This window comes from Gammaproteobacteria bacterium (assembly GCA_016712635.1).
Lineage (GTDB): Bacteria > Pseudomonadota > Gammaproteobacteria > SZUA-140 > SZUA-140 > JADJWH01.
Genome location: JADJQS010000012.1, coordinates 50,226 through 68,592 on the forward strand (window position 1 = coordinate 50,226; position 18,367 = coordinate 68,592).

Below are 18,367 nucleotides of genomic sequence, written 5' to 3' on the forward strand. Positions count from 1 at the left end.
TTATCTCACGCCGGCTGCACTGCGCGCGCGCCGGCGGTCTCCCGATACAGCGCCTCGATGACCTGGCCGTAGCTCAGGCCGGCATCGTTGTACGGTACCTGGACGCACAGGCGCACCTCGAAGCCGGCAGCGGCGAGCCGGGCGCAGACCCGTTCGGTCAGGAGCCGGTTCTGGAACACCCCGCCGCCAAGGCCGACGGTGAACTCGCCAAAGCGCGCGCGCGCCGCCTTCGCCTGTGTGAGCAGGGCCTGTGCGAGGCTGGCATGAAACAGCCCCGCGCGGCGCGCGACGGTCAGCGCATCATCCGTCAGCATCGGCAGCAGCGGCGCCCAGTCCGCGATGTGCAGGTCGCCCGCCGCTGTTGTAAGCGGCAAAGGAATGAAATCGTCGGTAGGCTCCGCCGCCGCTTCCAGCAATGCGGGGCCGTGGCCTTCGTAGCTGGCGCGGGAGAGCCGGCCGGTCAGCGCCGCGGCGGCGTCGAACAGCCGCCCGACGGAGGACGTTGCCGGACAGTTGAGTCCCTGCTCCCAGGCGTGCCGCAGCAGCCCGCCGTCCTGCGGCGCGTGTCTCCACGGGAAACCGCTCTCCCAGCACAAGGACAGCGCGCTGCGCCACGGTTCGCGCGCGGCGCGTTCACCGCCGGGCAGGCGGAACGGGCGGAAGCTTGCCACGTGCCGCCAGTCGCCCGGATGCCCGAGCAGGGCCTCGCCGCCCCACAGTGTGCCGTCCGCGCCCAGGCCGAGACCGTCCCACGCGAACACCAGCCAGCGCCTCTCCGCCGGATGCTCGCCCGCCAGCGCCGCGGCGTGGGCGTGATGGTGGAATACCTCGAGGACAGGCAGCCCGCTTGCATGCGCCCAGCGGCGGCTGGCGTAGCCCGGATGGCGATCGCACACGACAGCCTGTGCCTCTACGCCATAGAGGGCCTGCAGATCCGCGATGGTGCGCTCGAAGGCCGCGCGGCTGCGCGGCGCCTCCAGGTCGCCGATGTGGGCGGAGATCACGACGCGCCGGTCCCAGGCCAGCGCGACGGTGCTCTTGATGTGGCCGCCCACCGCGAGCAGCGGGCGGCGCAGGGCGCAGGGCAGTTCGAGTTCCAGCGGACTGAGGCCGCGCCCGAGCCGCAGCGGACGCGCCGCGCCCGCAATGACGCGCAGCACGGGATCGTCCGCGCGGTGTGCGATCGGACGGTCATGATGCAGCCAGGCCTCGGCGACATGGCCCAGGCGCGGCGCGACCTCATCCTGCGTGGTCAGCACCGGCTCGCCGCTTGCATTGGCGGAGGTCGCGATCAGGGGACCGCCTAAGCCGTCCAGCAACAGGTGGTGCAGCGGGCTGTAGGGAAGCATCGCGCCGATCTCGGACAGTCCGGGCGCGATCGCGTCCGGCAGATCCGTCGAAGGCGATTTCGCCGTCAGCAGGATCGGGCGGGCGGAGGAGCGCAGCGCCGCTTCATGCGCGGCGTCGATACGGAGGTGGCGGCGCGCCGAGGCCAGCGCGGCATCCTCCGGAAACATCACCGCCAGCGGCTTGTCGGGTCGATGTTTGTCACGACGCAGGCGGGCGATCGCGCCGGCGTCGCGCGCGTCGCACACGAGATGATAACCGCCGACGCCCTTGACGCCGACGATCATGCCCGCGCGCAAGGCGCTGATACAGGCGTCGAGCGCCTCCGCGTCCCGCGCGGCCGGCGCGCCGTCCCGGCCGGCGAACTCGAGGCGCGGCCCGCACGCATGGCAGCCGATCGGCTGCGCGTGGAAGCGACGGTCGTCCGGATCGGCGTATTCGCGCGCGCATGCCGCGCAGAGCTGGAAGGCGCTCAGCGTGGTATGCGGCCGGTCATATGGCAGGCGGTCGATCGCGGTAAAACGCGGCCCGCAGGCGGTGCAGTTGATGAAGGGATGGCGATAGCGCCGGTCGGCCGGGTCGCGCAGTTCGGCGAGGCAGACCGGGCAGGGCGGCAGATCGGGAGGCAAGTGGACATCGTGCGGCGAGTGTTCCCGGCTCGCACGGATGGAGAAGCCGCGCACCGGCTGCACTTCGGCGCCGGCAGCGGAGATCAGCTGCGGGCGTGCCAGCGGCGGGGCCTCCAGCAGCAGTGCGGCGCCGAAGGCCTCGAGCCGGGTCGGCCGACCCTGCGCGAGGATTTCAACGCGGCCGTGTTCATTCCTGATCCATCCCTCGATGTCGAACCGGCCGGCGAGGCGGTAGACGAAGGGGCGATAGCCCACGCCCTGTACCCGCCCGCCGATCACCCAGCGCCGGGCGATGCGTTCATGAGTCGTCGTCGGCTCCGGGAGGGGTGGCTCATCTGCGTCCGGTCGGATGTGTGTGCTCGTCAGGTGGCCTACCATGCTACCGCATCTACCCGGCGGCGCATCGCGGCAGTTCGATTATGCGGATTATTGAGCAGTAATTCATTTAGTTGTTTCAATTTCATCATGACAGGTCGAGTTGTCGGGCAGGGCCGTTTCCACACCGGCTGCGAGGCAGGCTATGATCAGGGACGGCGGGATCCCGAATCACCAAACCATGATGCGAGGCGAGGAATGAGCGAGCATGTCTACAAGCTGATCGAATTGACCGGTTCTTCCCGTCAGGGGATCGAACCTGCGATAGAAAATGCCGTCACGCGCGCGGCGAAGACCGTGCGCAATATGCGCTGGTTCGAGGTCATCAACATGCGGGGGCACATCGAGAACGGCAAGGTCGCGCATTACCAGGTGACCATCAAGGTCGGCTTCACGCTGGAAGACTGAGCCGTCCGGTCCCGGCCGCGCGCAGCCCGTGATCACCGACATGGCCGGGCCGGGCTCCCAGGTAGTACCGCGCTGGGAACATTTTTCCCATGAGGCCGATATCGGCCTGCGCGGCATGGGGCGCACCCTGGCGGAGGCTTTCGAGCAGGCGGCGCTGGCCCTGACGGCGGTGATCGTCGACCCGGCCGACGTCGCGACCCGCGAGCAACTTCAAATCCGGTGCGAGGCACCGGACGACGAGCTGCTGCTGGTGGAATGGCTGAACGCCTTGATCTATGAGATGGCAACGCGCCGCATGCTGTTCGGGCGCTTCGAGGTTGAGATCGATGCGCACCGCCTGCACGCGCGGGCGTGGGGAGAGCCGGTGGAGGTCGCGCGCCATCAACCCACCGTTGAGGTGAAGGGGGCGACCTACACCGCGCTCAGGGTGGCGGCGGAAGCGCAGGGCGTGTGGCTGGCGCAGTGCGTGGCCGACGTCTGAACGGCATAACCGACGGGAAAATCACCCTACCATGGACCTGGCCCGATTCGTCAAGCGCACCGATTTCAGCTGGGAGATCCCGCGCCGCGGCGACATGCGCGTGCCGGTGGTGATCTACGCCGACGAGACGCTGCTGCGGGCGATGGACGACAAGGTGGGCGAGCAGGCGATCAACGTGGCCTGCCTGCCCGGCATCGTCGAGGCCTCGTATGTCATGCCGGACGGGCACTGGGGTTACGGTTTCCCGATCGGCGGCGTGGCGGCCTTCGATCCCGCCGAGGGCGGGGTGATTTCAGCGGGCGGGGTCGGTTTCGACATCTCCTGCGGCGTGCGTGCATTGCACACCGGATTGACGCGCAGCGAGGTCGAGGCAGACGCCACCGCGCTGGCCGATGCGCTGTACCGCAGCATCCCCGCCGGCGTCGGCAGCACCGGGCGCGTGCATCTGGATGAGCGGGAGATGGACGAGATGCTGCGCGGCGGCGCGCAATGGGCGGTCGCGCGCGGCTACGGCCTGCCGGCGGATCTCGCGCGCGTGGAGGAGCACGGCTGCATGGACGGCGCCGATCCGGCCTGCGTGTCGGCGCGCGCCAGGCACCGCCAGCGCGACGAGATGGGCACGCTCGGCTCCGGCAACCATTACCTGGAGGTGCAGGCGGTCACCGCGATCTACGACGCAGCGGCCGCCACCGCCTACGGCCTCGCCCTTGACGAGATCGTCATCTCGCTGCACTGCGGCTCGCGCGGCCTCGGTCACCAGATCGGCACCGAGTTTCTCAGGGATATGGCCATCGAGGCGCCGCGCCACGGCATCGCCTTGCCGGACCGCGAGCTGGCCTGCACGCCGCTGGGTTCTCCGCTCGGCAAGGCCTATCTCGGCGCCATGCGCGCCGCGATCAATTGCGCGCTTGCCAACCGGCAGATCCTGACGCACCTGACCCGCGAGGCGGTGGCCGGTGTGTTTCCGGAGGCCGTGCTCAGCCTGCTCTACGACGTGTCGCACAACACCTGCAAGGAGGAGACGCACGAGGCGGGCGGGCGCCGGCGGCGCCTGTTCGTGCATCGCAAGGGCGCCACGCGCGCCTTCGGCCCCGGGCATCCCGCGCTGCCGGAGACATTGCGCGCCACCGGCCAGCCGGTGCTGATCGGTGGTTCGATGGGGACCGCCTCCTACATCCTCGCCGGCGTCACCGCGAGCGAGACCCTCTCATTCAGTTCTGCCTGCCACGGCGCCGGGCGCGCCATGAGCCGGCACGCGGCGTCACGCCAGTGGCGCGGCCGGCAACTGGTGGACGAGCTGGCGCGCCGGAACATCCTGATCCGCAGTCCGAGCCTGCGCGGTGTGGCGGAGGAGGCGCCCGGCGCCTACAAGGATGTGACGCAGGTGGTGGACGCGGCGGAGCGGGCCGGGCTCGCGCGCAAGGTCGCGCGTCTCGAGCCGCTGGTGTGCGTAAAGGGTTGAAACGCCGTTCAGCCGTCGCCGTAGAGCCGGTCGGTGCGTGCGGCCAGGATGAAGTCGTTGCGGTGCAGCCCCTTGATCTTGTGCGACCACCAGGTGACGGTCACCTTGCCCCAGGCGGTCTGGATGTCGGGGTGGTGGAACTCCTTTTCGGCCAGCATCCCGACCTTGACAGTGAAGGCGAGCGCGTCGACGAAATTGCGGAAGCTGTACGCACGCTCGAGCTGATCGATGCCGTCACGCGTGACGATACGCCAGGCGGGGATCTGGGGCTGGAATTCGGCGATCTCTTCCGGCGTCACCGTTGGCGCACCGGCGCGGCATGCCTCGCATTTGATCTCGGCCAGTCCTGTCATTGCGCCCTCCCGTATTGTCCGTCGCGGCGATGGAGTCTGATATGATCCCTGCGCGAGCGTCGCGCGCAGGCCTGTTAGTATAGGCAGTGGCACGTGCCGTGTGAATCGCGATGCATATTATTCGACATGAGAAATAACATGTAACTGAATAATATATATCGTTATAACTTCATGTAATTTTCTCCAGTTCCAGCGCCGGCGTTGGTCAATGTGCGCCAGAATTAGCGCTGGCCGTATCTCTGTGGTGTGAAAAGGATGGGCATGGATCGATTGAAGGAACTGGCGCCCGAGGCGCTGTACAGGCGTTGCGACCCGGCGCAGTTCAGCTTCGAGACCACGGCGGAACTCAGCGGCGGCGGGATCATCGGGCAGGAGCGGGCGATGGAGGCGCTGCAGTTCGGTGTCGGGATCCGCCGCGAGGGTTACAACCTGTTCGTGCTCGGCCCTCCGGGCATCGGCAAATATTCCGTGGTGCGCCACTACCTCGAGAGCAGCGCCGGGACGGCACCGCCGCCGCCGGACTGGTGTTACCTGCACAACTTCGAACGGCCGGACAGGCCGCGTGCCGTCAGGCTGCCCGCCGGGCGCGGACAGGCCCTGCGCAAGGACATGGAACAGCTCGTGGATGACCTGCGCAACGTCATCCCGGTCAGCTTCGAGACCGAGGAATACCATACACGTGTGCGCGAGATCGAGGAGGCGTTCAAGGATCAGCGCGAACAGGCGCTGGCCGAGCTTTCCGGCGAGACCGAGTCGCGCGGCATTGCACTGATACGGACACCCGGAGGGTTTGCCTTCGCCCCCGTGCGCGACGGCGAGGTGATCAAGCCCGAGGATTTCGAGCGCCTGCCGGACGAGGAGAAGCAGCGCATCGAGTCCGCGGTGGAGGAACTGCAGGGCAAGCTGGCCAACATCCTGCGCCAGACGCCGAAGTGGCAGCGCGAATCCCGCGACAGGATCAAGGCGCTCGACCGGGAGGTGGCCCTGTTCGCCGTCGGACACCTGATCGAAGAGGTGAAGAAGAAATACCGTGACATCGACGCGGTGCCGGAGCATCTCGATGCGGTGCAGAACGACGTGATCGAGCACCTGCATGAATTTCGCAGCCAGGAGGAGGCGCCGAACATCCTCGGCATCGCACTGACCGAAAAGCCCTCATTTCGCCGCTACACGGTGAATCCGCTGATAGACAACGGTAGCGTGCAGGGCGTTCCCGTGATCTATGAAGATACGCCGCTCTACCAGAACCTGGTCGGGCGGGTGGAGCATCTGACCCACATGGGCGCGCTGGTGACCGATTTCACGCTGATCAAGCCGGGTGCGCTGCACCGCGCCAATGGCGGTTACCTGATCCTCGACGCCAAGAAGCTGCTGACCGAGCCCTACGCATGGGAGGGCCTGAAGCGCGCCCTGTACGCGCGCGAGGTGCGCATCCAGTCGCTCGGGCAGATCTACAGCTACGTGAGCACCGTATCCCTCGATCCCGAGCCCATACCGATTGATCTCAAGGTGGTCCTGCTGGGTGACCGCTACCTCTATTATCTGCTGCAGGCCTACGATCCCGATTTCATCGAGCTGTTCAAGGTGACGGCCGAGTTCGAGGACCGTGTCGAGCGCACGCAGGAGAACAACCGCCTGTATGCCGGGATGCTGGCCACGCTGGCGCAGCGCGAGGGGCTCCATCCTCTCGACCGGTCCGCGGTGGCGCGCATCATCGAGCATTGCGCGCGGCAGGCGGAAGACGCGGAACGGCTGTCCATCCACATGCTGGGCACGAACGACCTGCTGCGCGAGGCGGACTACTGGGCGCGGCAGGCCGCGCGCGCGGTGATCACGCGCGCCGATGTGCAGCATGCGATCGACATGCAGATCCGCCGCGTGGACCGGATTCGCGGGCAGGTGCAGGAAAACATCCTGCGCAACCTGATCCTGATCGACACTTCAGGCGCACAGGTCGGCCAGGTGAACGCCCTCTCGGTCATCGACCTCGGCAATTTCAGCTTCGCCCAGCCGACGCGCGTCACCGCCAGCGCGCGCATGGGGGAGGGTGAGGTCATCGACGTCGAGCGCGAGGCGGAGCTCGGCGGGTCGATCCACTCGAAAGGCGTCATGATCCTCACCTCGCTGCTTGCCGCGCGTTATGCGCAGGACCGCCCGCTCTCGCTCTCGGCGAGCCTGGTGTTCGAGCAATCGTACGGCATCATCGACGGCGACAGCGCATCCGTCGCCGAATTCAGCGCGCTGCTGTCCATACTGTCGGGCGCGCCGATCGAACAGCGGCTTGCGGTGACCGGTTCGGTGAACCAGCACGGGCAGGTCCAGGCGATCGGCGGCGCGAACCAGAAGATCGAGGGTTTCTTCGACATCTGCCGCGCGCGCGGCCTGGACGGCACGCACGGCGTGATCATCCCGGCGTCGAATACGGCGCACCTGATGCTGCGCGAGGACGTCGTCGAGGCCGTGCGCGGAGGCCTGTTCCACGTCTATCCGGTCGAGACCGCCGACGAGGCGGTCACCCTGCTGACCGGCGTTCCCGCCGGGGTGCGTGACGCGCATGGCGACTATCCGGCCGGGAGCGTGAATGGTCGGGTCGAGGCGCGCCTGCGCGATTTCGCGGATCTGCGCCACGAGTTCGCCAAACCGGTTCCGGACGGACATGACCATGACGACACCGCCGCTTGAGGCGATGTTCAAGCGCATCCTGCTGCCGCTGGACGCCGGCGCGGCGGACGCCGCAAGCCTGGAGGCGGCCATCCGTCTCGCCGCGCGTTTCCGCGCCGAGGTCGTCGGGATATTCGTCGAGGACGAGGATCTGATGCGCCTCGCGGCGCTGCCGTTCGCGCGCGAGACAGCCCCCCTGTCCGCAGTGACACGCCGGCTCGATCCCGACGCCATGGCGCGTGCCCTGCGCGCACGCGCGGAAGTCCTGCGCGCCCGGCTGCAGGAGCGGGCGCTGGAGGCGCAGGTGGCATGGTCGTTCCGCGTAGTGCAGAGCGGGTTGCTGGCGGAGCAGCTCGATGAATCCGTGGCCAGCGATCTCCTGATACTGGAAATCGGCGGCCGCCGGACGGTCCGCGTGACCGGGCGCATCTTCTCCCGCGGCGCATGCACCGTCTGGCTGCGCCGCGCGTTTGTCGCAGACGGACGACCGGTCGTCGCGCTGTTCGACGACTCCCCCTCGAACCGGCGTGTGCTCGCGGTCGCGAGCCAGTTCGCGCACCGCGACGGCAAGCACCTGCTCGTAATGGTGTCCGCCGGAGACCAGGCGGAATTCGAACGCCGGGCCGGACAGGCTGGCGAAGCGCTTGCCGCGGACGGCGTGGAGGCGGAGTTCCAGCCGCTCGCGCGCGAGGCGGCGACGGATCTGATCCAGGTCGTGGCGGCAGCCCGGGGCAAGCTGCTGGTGATCGGACGCGACAGTCCGCTGGCCTCGGGCGCGGCCTATCAGCGCCTGCTGGAGAATCTGCCCTGTGAGGTCGTTCTGGCGGGCTAGTGCGGCTGCGCTGCGTCCGCCCCGGCCGTTCCGGCGTCCACCAGCGGGACGAAGGCCACGGGCAGGATGCTGCGGCGGTGGATCTCACCGGCCGCGTCCCTGGTGATCAGCACCAGGTCCTGCGTCGCGTAACGCTGGCCGACCGGGATCATCATGCGGCCGCCGGGTTTCAGCTGGTCGAGCAGCGCCGGCGGGATTTCGGGCGCGGCGGCGGTGACGATGACGGCGTCGTAGGGCGCGTGCGCCTCCCAGCCCCGATGGCCGTCGCCGGTGCGCAGCTCGACGTTGCGATAGCCGAGCTGTTCGAGGTGAGCACGCGCCGTGCGCGCGAGTTCCGGCAGGTTTTCCACGCTGTAGACCTTCTGCGCAAGCTGCGCCAGAACCGCGGCCTGGTAGCCCGAGCCGGTGCCGATCTCGAGCACCACGTCGCCGGGCTGCAGGTCGAGCATGTCGGTCATCAGGGCGACGATGAAGGGCTGCGAAATCGTCTGTCCGAGACCGATCGAGAGCGGACGGTTTTCGTAGGCGAAGGGCTCCATTTCGCGCGGCACGAAGCGGTGGCGCGGCACGGCATCCAGCGCGGCGAGGACGCGCGGGGACAGCGTGTCGCGTCCGGTGGCGACGGCGCAGCTGCGCATGTCCGCCTCGATCTCCTCCAGCATGCGCCGCCGCGCGCGCACAAGCTTTGCCTCAGGCATGGGCCGCATCCGGTTTCACGACCTGATGCGCACGGCGAGGACGTCGCAGGCGGCGTGATTCAGCACGGAGCTCGCCGTACTGCCGAGCAGACGCCCCAGACCGTGCCTGCCGTGGGATCCGAGCACGATCAGATCCACGCTGTGGGCGTCGGCAAAATCCACGATCTCCTGATGCGGCGCCCCGAGGCGAACATGCCGCGTCATGCCTGCGGAAGATTCGATCTTTCGTGCAAAGGCCTCCAGGGACAATTCTCCGCGCCTGATCAGCTCGTCCTCGTCCACCAGCAGGGCGGGTGAGGGGAGGAGGTCGTCGGCGAAGCCGAGCGGAGGGAGGAAATCGACCACGTGCAGCAGGCTCATCACGGCCGAGTTCTGCCGGGCGATCGCGGCGGCGCGGCGGGCGACCTGCGCCGAGGCCTCGGAGAAGTCGACGGCGATCAGGAGATGGCTGTAGTGCATGGGTGTACCCTCAGGGCTGATGGTTTACGGACGCGATCCCATTTCAACAGCTTCGACCGGCCGGGGCAATCGGCCCGCGTCATGCGCCGGCCTCCGCCCCGGCAGGCCGGCGGGACTGCCGGCGCACGCCTGCCGCCCACCAGATCCGGCAGGCGCCCTCGTCGGACACCATGCAGGGGCCGACCGGCGTGTGCGGAGTGCAGCCGCGGCCGTACAGCGCACACGCATCGGGTGCGATGCGTCCGAGCACGACGCGCGCGCAATCGCAGCCGGGCGGCATTTCCCCCGCGCGGCGCCGCGAACGGTCCAGTTCGACGCGGAAGTGCCGGCGCGCATCCAGCCGTGACCAGGCGGGGCGGAGGCGGTAGCCGGAGTGCGGGATCACTCCGATGCCGCGCCAGCTGGCGTCGGCGATTTCCATGACTTCGTCCAGGCAGCGGCGTGCCCCCGGGTTGCCGCCGGGCCGCACGGTTTCCGCATAGGCGTTGTCGACGAAGCAGCGCCGCTCCAGTGCCTGGCGCAGGACCGAATAGATGCCCGCCAGCAGCGAGGCGGTGGTGAATCCCGCGACGGCCACCGGCAGGCCGTGGCGTTCGGCGACGAATTCCCATTCCTCCGGTCCCATCACCGTCGCCACGTGTCCCGGCGCGATCAGGGCGTCGATGCCGGCCGTGCCGGTTTCGAGCAGCATGGCCACCGCGGGCCAGGTGCGCCGGCAGGACAGCAGGAGCGTGAGATTGTCCGGCACCCCCTGCAGCAGCGCCGCCGTCACCGGCGCGGTGGTGGTTTCGAATCCGGTGGCGAAGAACACCACATGCCGGCCGGCGTTTTCACGCGCGATCGCGACGGCCTCCTGCGGCGAGGCGACGGGGCGGACATCGGCCCCCGCGGCGCGCGCCTCGGCGAGTGAGCGCAGATCCCCGCGGACGGAGTTGGCGGGCACTCGCAGCATGTCGCCGAAGGCGACCAGCGTGATGTCGGGGCGTCGCGCCAGTTCGATGGCGGCGTGGATGTCCTCCTCCGGACAGATGCACACGGGGCAGCCGGGGCCGGGGATCAGTTCGATTGCCGCGGGCAGGACCGTGCGCAGGCCTCCCATGGTCAGCGCGCGCTCGTGTCCGCCGCAGACGTTCATGATGCGAAAGGGGCCGGGCATGGGCAGTCCGCGGATGCGTTCCAGCCACCCGGCGGCCTCGTCCCGTGGGGGCGTCGTGTTCATGTACGCAGCTCCACGCCGGTCAACAGGAGTTCCGCGCCGTTCAGGATGCGGACCTCTCCGTTGCCGCAGCGGCCGCAGCACGGCTGTTCGGCGACGGTCACGGATTCCGCCCCGCACGCGGGGCAATGCACGCGCAGTTGTTCGGTCACGATCTCGATGCGCGCGTCCTGCGCCGGGGTGCCGCGGGCAATGAGCGGGAAGTCGTCGATGAGGTGGACGGGGTCGATGCGGCTGAGCGGTCCCAGGCGCAAGGTGATCGCGGTTACCGCTTTGGCGTCGCGGCTGCGCGCGATATCGAGCACCTGGGCGAGCAGGCGGCGGCAGAGGGAGGTTTCATGCATGGTCAGCGTCGTTGCTGCATGGCGTCGTGGAGTTCCCATGCGGTGCGCGCCTCGCCCGGGCGGACCGTCTGGATGGCGCAGCCGACGTGGACCAGCACGAAGTCGCCGATCACCGGCAGATCCGGCCGGAGCATGAACAGGCTGACCTCGCGTTCGATGCCGCCGGCCTCGCAGCGGGCGCGGTCGCCGTCGATCGCGATGATGCGCATCGGTATTCCCAGACACATAACGCGCCGCTGTCCTCTTCCCCGGATATACCTATAATAGGCCATGAGCCCGGACCGGCGTAATGCCCGCCAGATGAATATCGAGACAAGCCGTGAGTGAACCCCGTTTTCTGCCCCGCGCCGGTCTGCAGGCCCTGATCGATGCCCTGACGGGTGCCGGATATGAATGCGTCGGCCCCCGCGTGCGCGACGGCGCGATCGTCTATGAGCCGATGGCAAGCGCGGATGAACTGCCGCACGGGCTGAATGACCGGCAGGCGCCCGGTGAATACCGCCTGGAGGCGGCCGCAGGCGCGCGCAATTTCGCCTGGGCGAACGGGCCGCAGGCCCTGAAGCCGCTGTTGTTCGCACCGCGCGAGTCCCTGTGGACGGTCGCACGGGACGCGCGGGGCCGGTTGATGTTTGAGCCGGCGCAGCCCGTTGCGCGGCCGCGCGCCGTGCTGGGGGTGCGGGCCTGCGACCTGGCGGCGCTGCGTCTGCAGGATGCCCATTTCCGGGACGGGCCGCACCCCGACCCCGCTTACGGTGCGCGGCGCGATGCGCTGTTCCTGATCGCAGTGCATTGTACGCATCCGGCCGCGACCTGCTTCTGCGCTTCCACCGGCGACGGCCCGCGCGCTGACTCCGGCTATGATCTCGCGTTGTCCGAGCTCGACGACGGCTTCCTCGTCGAGGCGGGCAGTGTCGCGGGCGCCGTGATCCTGCGGCGGCTGCCGACCGCCGATGCGACACAGCGCCAGCGAGAGACGGCTGCGCGCGAGATCGAGGCCGGCGCTCAGGCGCAACAGCGTGCGCTGCCCGGCACCGATCTGCAGCGCCTCCTGTTCGAGCGGCTCGACCATCCGCGCTGGGACGAGGTGGCGCAGCGTTGTCTGTCCTGCGCGAACTGCACCTCGGTCTGCCCCACCTGCTTCTGCTACAGCGAACATGACAGTCCCCGCCTGGACGGCGGGGAGAGCGAGCACTATCGCGAGTGGGATTCCTGCTTCACCTTCGGCCACAGCTATATCCACGGCGGCGCCGTGCGCAGCGGCACGCGGGAACGCTACCGCCAGTGGCTGACGCACAAGCTCGGAGGCTGGCACGAGCAGTACGGCCGCTCCGGCTGTGTCGGCTGCGGCCGCTGCATCACGTGGTGCCCGGTCGGCATCGATATCACGGAAGAGGCGGGGGCGGTCTGTGCGGACTGAACCCTGGGAAAGCCCGCATACGCCGCAGGAGGCCGAGATCGTCGAGCGCCTCGACGAGTCCGATACAGTATTCACGCTCAAGCTGCGGTTCACCGACACTGCGCGGCATGACGCCTACGATTTCGAGCCGGGACAGTACAACATGCTGTATCTGTACGGCGTCGGCGAGGTGCCGATCTCGATCGTATCCGACCCTGAACACGACGATCTGCTCGACCACACTATCCGCCGCGTCGGCCGCGTCACCGAGGGCATCGCGGCCCTGCGCCCGGGCGACCGCCTCGGGGTGCGCGGACCCTATGGACGCGGCTGGCCGCTGCGTGCGCTGGAAGGGAAGGACGTACTGGTTGTCACCGGAGGACTGGGTTGCGCGCCGAGCGTGTCGGTGATCCAGTATATGATGCGGCGGCGCGCCCGGTTCGGGGCCGTCACGATTCTGCAAGGTGTCAAGCACTACAATGACCTCCTGTGGCGGCAGCGCTACGAGGAATGGGCGTGCGTCCCGCGGACACGGGTGCTCTTTTCCGCGGATGTCGGCGGGCCGATCTGGCCCTGGCACGTCGGACCGGTCACCGGGCTGTTCGAGCACATCGAGATCGATCCGCAGCATACGCTCGCGCTGCTGTGCGGCCCCGAGGGAATGATGGCGGCCACCGTCAAGGCGCTGCGCAAGCGCGGCCTCGCGGACTCATCCATCTGGCTCAGCCTGGAGCGGAGCATGCACTGCGCCGTGGGGCAGTGCGGGCACTGCCAGCTCGGCGGCAAGTTCGTCTGCAAGGACGGCCCGGTGTTCCGCCATGACGAGATCGAACCGCTATTTTCAGTTAAAGGTTTATGATTTTTCAATGAGATGAATATAGAATCTCGTCCAAAACCTGATGTATCTGCCGGGTCGGCCCGGCCCACGGTCGCGGTGCACAAGTTCACTTCCTGCGACGGTTGCCAGCTCGCCTTCCTGAACCTCGGCGAGGACCTGCTGACACTGTCCGGACTGGTCGAGATCCGGCACTTCGCCGAGGCGGGAATGGTGGAACCCGCGGCCAGGGTGGACATCGCCTTCGTCGAAGGCAGCATCTCCACCCCGGACGAATTCGAGCGCATCCGTGCGATCCGGGCCAACAGCCGCTTCCTGGTCGCCATCGGTGCCTGCGCGACGGCGGGCGGCCTGCAGGCGCTGCGCAACCTCGGCGGGCAGACGCAGGAATGGATGTCCGCGATCTACGCCACGCCCGCCCATATCCGCACGCTGGAGACCTCCACCGCCATCTCCGCCCACATCAAGGTCGATCTCGAATTGTGGGGCTGCCCGGTCAACGGCCGCCAGGTGCTCGCCGCGGTGCGCGCGCTGCTGTTCGGCGTGTTGCCGGAGCGGGAGCATGACAAGGTGTGCCTGGAATGCAAGCGCGAGCGGGCGGTCTGCGTGATGGTGGCGCGCGGCGTGCCCTGCATGGGGCCCGTCACGCTGACCGGCTGCGGCGCCCTGTGTCCGCGTTTCGGCCGCGACTGCTACGCCTGCTATGGCCCCGCCGAGAACGCCAACACCGCAGCCCTCGGGCGGCGCCTCGCCGGGCTGGGGCTCCCGCCCGAGGCGATCGCGCGGCGTTTCCATTTCATCAACAACGGCGCGCCGGTCTTCCTCGAGGCGGGACGGCGCGCCTCCGCACACGGGGCGGACGATGCCTGAGGAGCGCGACATCCGCATCAACGTCCCGGTGCTGGCGCGGGTCGAGGGGGAGGGCGCGCTGCACCTGCGCATCCAGGACGGCCGCATCGCGGAGCTCGGCCTGCGCATATTCGAACCGCCGCGGCTGTTCGAGAGGTTTCTGGTCGGGCGCGACTGCCGCGAGGTGCCCGACATGGTCGCGCGCATCTGCGGCATCTGCCCGGTCGCCTATCAGATGAGTGCGGTGCACGCCCTCGAATCCATCCTGGGCATCGATCCCGGCCCCTGGGTGCGTGCGATGCGGCGCCTGCTCTATTGCGGCGAATGGATCGAGAGCCACAGCCTGCACATCCACCTGCTCGCCGCGCCGGATTTCCTCGGCTTCGCGAGCGCGCCCGAGATGGCGCAGACCCATGCCGCCGAGGTGCGGCGCGGGCTGCGGCTGCAGGCCGCGGGCAACGAGATCATCCGCACGCTGGGCGGCCGCTCGGTGCATCCGGTCGGCGTCTGCATCGGGGGCTTCCATCACGCCCCGGCGCGGGAGGCGATGCACGCGCTTCTGGCGAAGCTGCGCGGCGCCATACCGGACGCCGAGGACCTCGTCGCCTGGTGCGCGCAGCTGTGCAGGGAGGGCGAGGAACGCCCGACCACCTGTGTCGCGCTGCGGCACCCCGCGGAGTATCCGATGAACGAGGGCAGGCTGACGACCAGTACCGGCCTGGCCTTCTCCAGCGATGACTTCGCCTCCCATATCGAGGAGTTCCAGGTCCCGCATTCGACCGCCCTGCACGCGCTGCTGCACGGCGAACCCTATCTGGTCGGTCCGCTCGCGCGCCTCAATCTCAATCATGACCGCCTGCCGTCCGCGGTGCGCGGGGCGCTGGAGGCCGCCGGCATGCGCCTGCCCAGCCTCAACATGTTCCACAGCATGCTGGCCCGCGCGGTGGAGATCCTCTACGCGCTGCACGAAGCCGTCCGGCTGCTGGAGGCCTACGAGCCGGTGGAGCGGCCCGCGGCCGCATACCGACCCCGCGCCGGCGTCGGCTGCGCCGCCACCGAGGCCCCGCGCGGGGTCTTGTGGCATCGTTACGAGATCGACGCGGACGGGCTCATCGTGGACGCGCGCATCGTACCCCCCACCAGCCAGAACCAGGCACGCATCGAGGCGGACCTGCGCGCCTCGCTCGAGGCTTTCGGGCTGGAGCGGCCCGCCGGGGAGCTGCGCGCCCTGGCGGAAAGGTCATACGCAACTACGATCCCTGCATCTCGTGCGCGACCCATTTCCTGGACCTCACGGTCGAGCGCCTCTGAAGCCGGCCCGAGTCATCGGCCTGGGTTCGCCGTTCGGAACCGACAGCATCGGCTGGGATCTCGTGGAGGAACTCGCCCGCTGGAACGAACTGCCGCCGGGGGTCGCGGAATTCTCGCGCTGTGGCCGGCCCGACGCCGTACTGCTGGAGACGCTGGGGTCGCCCGGCCTGGTCATTCTGATCGACGCCATGCGCAGCGGGAGGCCGCCGGGGACCGTCCGCTGTTTCGCGGCGGCGGATGTCATGGCCGGCACGGGCATGATTTCGACCCATGACTTTGGCATAAAGTCTGCATTGACATTGGCGGACGCCATCGGCGGGCTGGTCGCGGAAGTACGGGTCTTAGGCGTCGAGATCGCGCCGGAGCCGGGTCCGACAGGGCTCCGCCCAAGACCTCCCGCGGCCTTGTCAGATGCCCGGGGCGGCGTGGAAATTTTAAGTGAAATCAAAAAAATATTAATGAGCACCGTGAAGGAACACGGTTATCTATGACATCCGGCTCTGGTATCATCAAAAACAAAAATCCAGTCGATGGGGAATTACATGCCACATACCAATAACGGGATACAGGAACGTCGCCAGAGTTCTCACCGCATGATCGAGGAACTGGTGGGCGTGCGTGATCACATGCTGTCCCTGTACAGCGAGCTTGCAGCGCAGCATCCTTTCAGGAACGATGGATCGGTGCCGGATCTGCTCGAGCAGTTCTGCCAGCGGCTGATCGATTACACCGCAGACACGCATTTCCGTCTGTACCGCTACGTGGACGAGAAGATCGAGCGGCGGCGGGCGGTGCTGGAAGTGGCCGACAAGATCTACCCGACCATCCTGACCACCACCGATTCGATCCTGGAATTCAACGACAAATACGATTTCGAGAACAAGCGCGAGAAGATCAGCCTTGAAACGCTCGAGCAGGATCTCTCCAGGCTGGGGGAACGGCTCGCCGACCGCATCGAGCTCGAGGACCAGCTCATCCAGGTGCTAAGCAAGGGCCGCGCGTGACGCAATCGTGATTTTCCGGCCTTTTTAGCCGCACGGGCCGCCTGCGCGCCCTTGTGATTCGGTCCTGCACCACCCATGTCATAGCACAGGAGGTGCGGCGATCATCATAACGGGCGGTAGTCTTCATGGTTAGCGTCAGGGACAGGCAGCTGGGCCTTACCAGCAAGGACAGTCTGCAGAGCGAGGGCTGGCTTGCTTCCATCTCCGCGGGCCGGTGTGAGCAGGACATGGCGCTGATCCGGCGTGCCTGCGAGGTTGCCCGGCGCGCCCACGAGGGCCAGCATCGTGCCTCGGGGGAGCCCTATTTCCAGCACTGCATCGCCGTCGCGAACATCCTCGTCGACCTCAATCTTGGACGCCGAAACCCTGGCCGCCGCCGTGCTGCACGATGTCGCGGAGGATACCGGCGTCACCATGGACGAGATCCGCGCCGGGTTCGGCGACACCATCGCGCGCATGGTGGACGGCGTCACCAAGATGAAGCTGATCCGGACCTACAAGAGCCTGCCGGACAGCGACAAGCAGGAGCGGGCCCAGGCGGAAAACCTGCGCAAGATGCTGCTCGCGATGGCGGAAGACGTCCGCGTCGTGCTCATCAAGCTCGCCGACCGCATCCACAACATGCGTACCCTGTCCGCGCTGCCGCTCGACAAACAACAGCGCATCGCCAGGGAGACGCTCGACATCTACGCGCCGCTCGCGAATCGCCTCGGCATCTGGCAGCTGAAATGGGAGCTTGAAGATCTGGCGCTGCGCTACCTCGACGCGCAGCTGTACAAGCGCATTGCCGGCATGCTGGACGAGCGGCGCATCGACCGCGAGCAGTATCTGACGCGTTTCGTCGCGCAGCTGGACGGCGAGCTGAAGAAGATCGGGCTGAACGCCGAGGTCACCGGCCGTCCCAAGCACATCTACAGCATCTGGCGCAAAATGGACCGCAAGAAGATCGGTTACCACCAGATCTACGATATCCGCGGTGTGCGCATCCTGGTCGATTCCCTCCCCGACTGCTACAAGGCCCTCGGCGTCGTGCATGGCCTGTGGCAGTACATCGCGGGTGAATTCGATGACTACATCGCCACGCCGAAGGAGAACAACTACCAGTCGATCCACACCGCAGTGATCGGCCCCGAGGGCAAGACTGTCGAGGTGCAGATACGGACGCGCGAGATGCACGAGCGTAACGAACTCGGCGTTGCCGCCCACTGGCGCTACAAGGAAGGCGTGAAGGACGCAGCCGGTTTCGACCGCAAGGTGGCCTGGTTGCGCCAGCTGCTGGAGTGGAAAGAAGAGATTTCAGACGCAGGGGACTTCGTCGAACGCTTTCGCACCGAGGTGTTCGAGGACAGGGTCTATGTGTTCACGCCGAAGGGCAACGTCGTGGACCTGCCGCGCGGCGCAACACCGCTCGATTTCGCGTATCACATCCATACCGAGATCGGCCACCGCTGCCGCGGCGCCAAGGTCAACGGCCGCATGGTGCAACTGACCACGGCTCTGGATACGGGTCAGCAGGTCGAAATCGTCACCGTCAAGGAGGCGCTGCCCAGCCGGGACTGGCTGAATCCCCACCTGGGATATCTGACAACCTCGCGCGCGCGTGCCAAGGTGCAGCACTGGTTCAGGCAGCAGGATCACGACAAGAACGTGCTCGCCGGTCGCGCCATGCTGGAACGCGAACTGAAACGGCTCGGCCTTGCCAATGTG

The 18,367-nt window shown here is 67.7% G+C and carries 17 protein-coding genes and 2 pseudogenes; 12 read left to right on the forward strand and 7 right to left on the reverse strand.

The window, feature by feature from the left end; genetic code table 11:
* Positions 1–5: 5 nt before the first annotated feature.
* Complete coding sequence (gene hypF / locus IPK65_12700; GenBank protein MBK8163949.1) at positions 6–2,354, reverse strand: carbamoyltransferase HypF; 2,349 nt, start codon at positions 2,352–2,354, stop codon at positions 6–8.
* A 195-nt stretch (positions 2,355–2,549) separates the two neighbouring features.
* Between hypF and IPK65_12705 the strand changes: the two genes are divergently transcribed.
* Genes IPK65_12705 through IPK65_12715 form a run of 3 tightly spaced genes read left to right on the forward strand, consistent with a single transcriptional unit; the run spans position 2,550 to position 4,702 of the window.
* On the forward strand, positions 2,550–2,759 hold the full coding sequence (locus IPK65_12705) for a dodecin domain-containing protein (GenBank protein MBK8163950.1): 210 nt from the start codon (positions 2,550–2,552) through the stop codon (positions 2,757–2,759).
* A gap of 40 nt (positions 2,760–2,799) precedes the next feature.
* On the forward strand, positions 2,800–3,240 hold the full coding sequence (locus tag IPK65_12710; GenBank protein ID MBK8163951.1) for an archease: 441 nt from the start codon (positions 2,800–2,802) through the stop codon (positions 3,238–3,240).
* Between the two features lie 31 nt (positions 3,241–3,271).
* Positions 3,272–4,702, forward strand: coding sequence for an RtcB family protein (locus IPK65_12715; protein ID MBK8163952.1), 1,431 nt, complete (start codon positions 3,272–3,274; stop codon positions 4,700–4,702).
* 8 nt (positions 4,703–4,710) lie between these two features.
* Here IPK65_12715 and IPK65_12720 read toward each other — a convergent pair whose 3' ends face one another.
* Positions 4,711–5,055, reverse strand: coding sequence for a 4a-hydroxytetrahydrobiopterin dehydratase (locus IPK65_12720; GenBank protein MBK8163953.1), 345 nt, complete (start codon positions 5,053–5,055; stop codon positions 4,711–4,713).
* Between the two features lie 261 nt (positions 5,056–5,316).
* Here IPK65_12720 and IPK65_12725 point away from each other — a divergent pair, with 261 nt between their 5' ends.
* Together IPK65_12725 and IPK65_12730 are read left to right on the forward strand one after the other, a co-directional pair.
* Complete coding sequence (locus IPK65_12725) at positions 5,317–7,737, forward strand: AAA family ATPase (protein MBK8163954.1); 2,421 nt, start codon at positions 5,317–5,319, stop codon at positions 7,735–7,737.
* Positions 7,712–8,548 (forward strand): hypothetical protein, encoded by an 837-nt coding sequence (locus tag IPK65_12730; protein ID MBK8163955.1) that lies wholly within the window; start codon positions 7,712–7,714, stop codon positions 8,546–8,548. The genes IPK65_12725 and IPK65_12730 overlap by 26 nt, the downstream gene beginning before the upstream one ends.
* Here IPK65_12730 and IPK65_12735 read toward each other — a convergent pair.
* From IPK65_12735 to IPK65_12755, 5 genes are all read right to left on the reverse strand, one after another.
* On the reverse strand, positions 8,545–9,210 hold the full coding sequence (locus tag IPK65_12735) for a protein-L-isoaspartate(D-aspartate) O-methyltransferase (protein ID MBK8163956.1): 666 nt from the start codon (positions 9,208–9,210) through the stop codon (positions 8,545–8,547). The genes IPK65_12730 and IPK65_12735 overlap by 4 nt on opposite strands.
* Positions 9,211–9,261: 51 nt before the next feature.
* Complete coding sequence (locus IPK65_12740) at positions 9,262–9,705, reverse strand: universal stress protein (protein ID MBK8163957.1); 444 nt, start codon at positions 9,703–9,705, stop codon at positions 9,262–9,264.
* Positions 9,706–9,784: 79 nt separating this feature from the next.
* Positions 9,785–10,924 carry a hydrogenase formation protein HypD gene (gene hypD, locus IPK65_12745; GenBank protein MBK8163958.1) on the reverse strand — a complete coding sequence of 380 codons (1,140 nt, stop codon included), beginning with the start codon at positions 10,922–10,924 and terminating at the stop codon, positions 9,785–9,787.
* Positions 10,921–11,265: a hydrogenase maturation nickel metallochaperone HypA gene (locus IPK65_12750; GenBank protein ID MBK8163959.1), complete on the reverse strand. Its 345-nt coding sequence runs from the start codon at positions 11,263–11,265 to the stop codon at positions 10,921–10,923. The genes hypD and IPK65_12750 overlap by 4 nt, the downstream gene beginning before the upstream one ends.
* Before the next feature lie 2 nt (positions 11,266–11,267).
* Positions 11,268–11,492: a HypC/HybG/HupF family hydrogenase formation chaperone gene (locus IPK65_12755; GenBank protein ID MBK8163960.1), complete on the reverse strand. Its 225-nt coding sequence runs from the start codon at positions 11,490–11,492 to the stop codon at positions 11,268–11,270.
* Between the two features lie 92 nt (positions 11,493–11,584).
* Between IPK65_12755 and IPK65_12760 the strand changes: the two genes are divergently transcribed.
* The 7 genes and pseudogenes from IPK65_12760 (at position 11,585) to IPK65_12790 (ending at position 18,367) form a co-directional block, all read left to right on the forward strand.
* Complete coding sequence (locus IPK65_12760; GenBank protein ID MBK8163961.1) at positions 11,585–12,682, forward strand: 4Fe-4S dicluster domain-containing protein; 1,098 nt, start codon at positions 11,585–11,587, stop codon at positions 12,680–12,682.
* The gene (locus tag IPK65_12765) at positions 12,672–13,520 is read left to right on the forward strand and encodes an FAD/NAD(P)-binding protein (protein ID MBK8163962.1); all 849 of its coding nucleotides are present in this window, start codon (positions 12,672–12,674) and stop codon (positions 13,518–13,520) included. The genes IPK65_12760 and IPK65_12765 overlap by 11 nt, the downstream gene beginning before the upstream one ends.
* A gap of 12 nt (positions 13,521–13,532) precedes the next feature.
* Positions 13,533–14,366 carry a sulfhydrogenase subunit delta gene (locus IPK65_12770; GenBank protein ID MBK8163963.1) on the forward strand — a complete coding sequence of 278 codons (834 nt, stop codon included), beginning with the start codon at positions 13,533–13,535 and terminating at the stop codon, positions 14,364–14,366.
* Positions 14,359–15,656 (forward strand): annotated as a pseudogene (locus IPK65_12775) (Ni/Fe hydrogenase subunit alpha). Before IPK65_12770 ends, IPK65_12775 begins: the two are co-directional and overlap by 8 nt.
* Positions 15,614–16,147: a hydrogenase maturation protease gene (locus IPK65_12780; protein ID MBK8163964.1), complete on the forward strand. Its 534-nt coding sequence runs from the start codon at positions 15,614–15,616 to the stop codon at positions 16,145–16,147. The pseudogene IPK65_12775 and the gene IPK65_12780 overlap by 43 nt, the downstream one beginning before the upstream one ends.
* A 51-nt stretch (positions 16,148–16,198) precedes the next feature.
* Complete coding sequence (locus IPK65_12785) at positions 16,199–16,660, forward strand: Rsd/AlgQ family anti-sigma factor (GenBank protein ID MBK8163965.1); 462 nt, start codon at positions 16,199–16,201, stop codon at positions 16,658–16,660.
* A gap of 125 nt (positions 16,661–16,785) precedes the next feature.
* Positions 16,786–18,367 (forward strand): annotated as a pseudogene (locus tag IPK65_12790) (bifunctional (p)ppGpp synthetase/guanosine-3',5'-bis(diphosphate) 3'-pyrophosphohydrolase).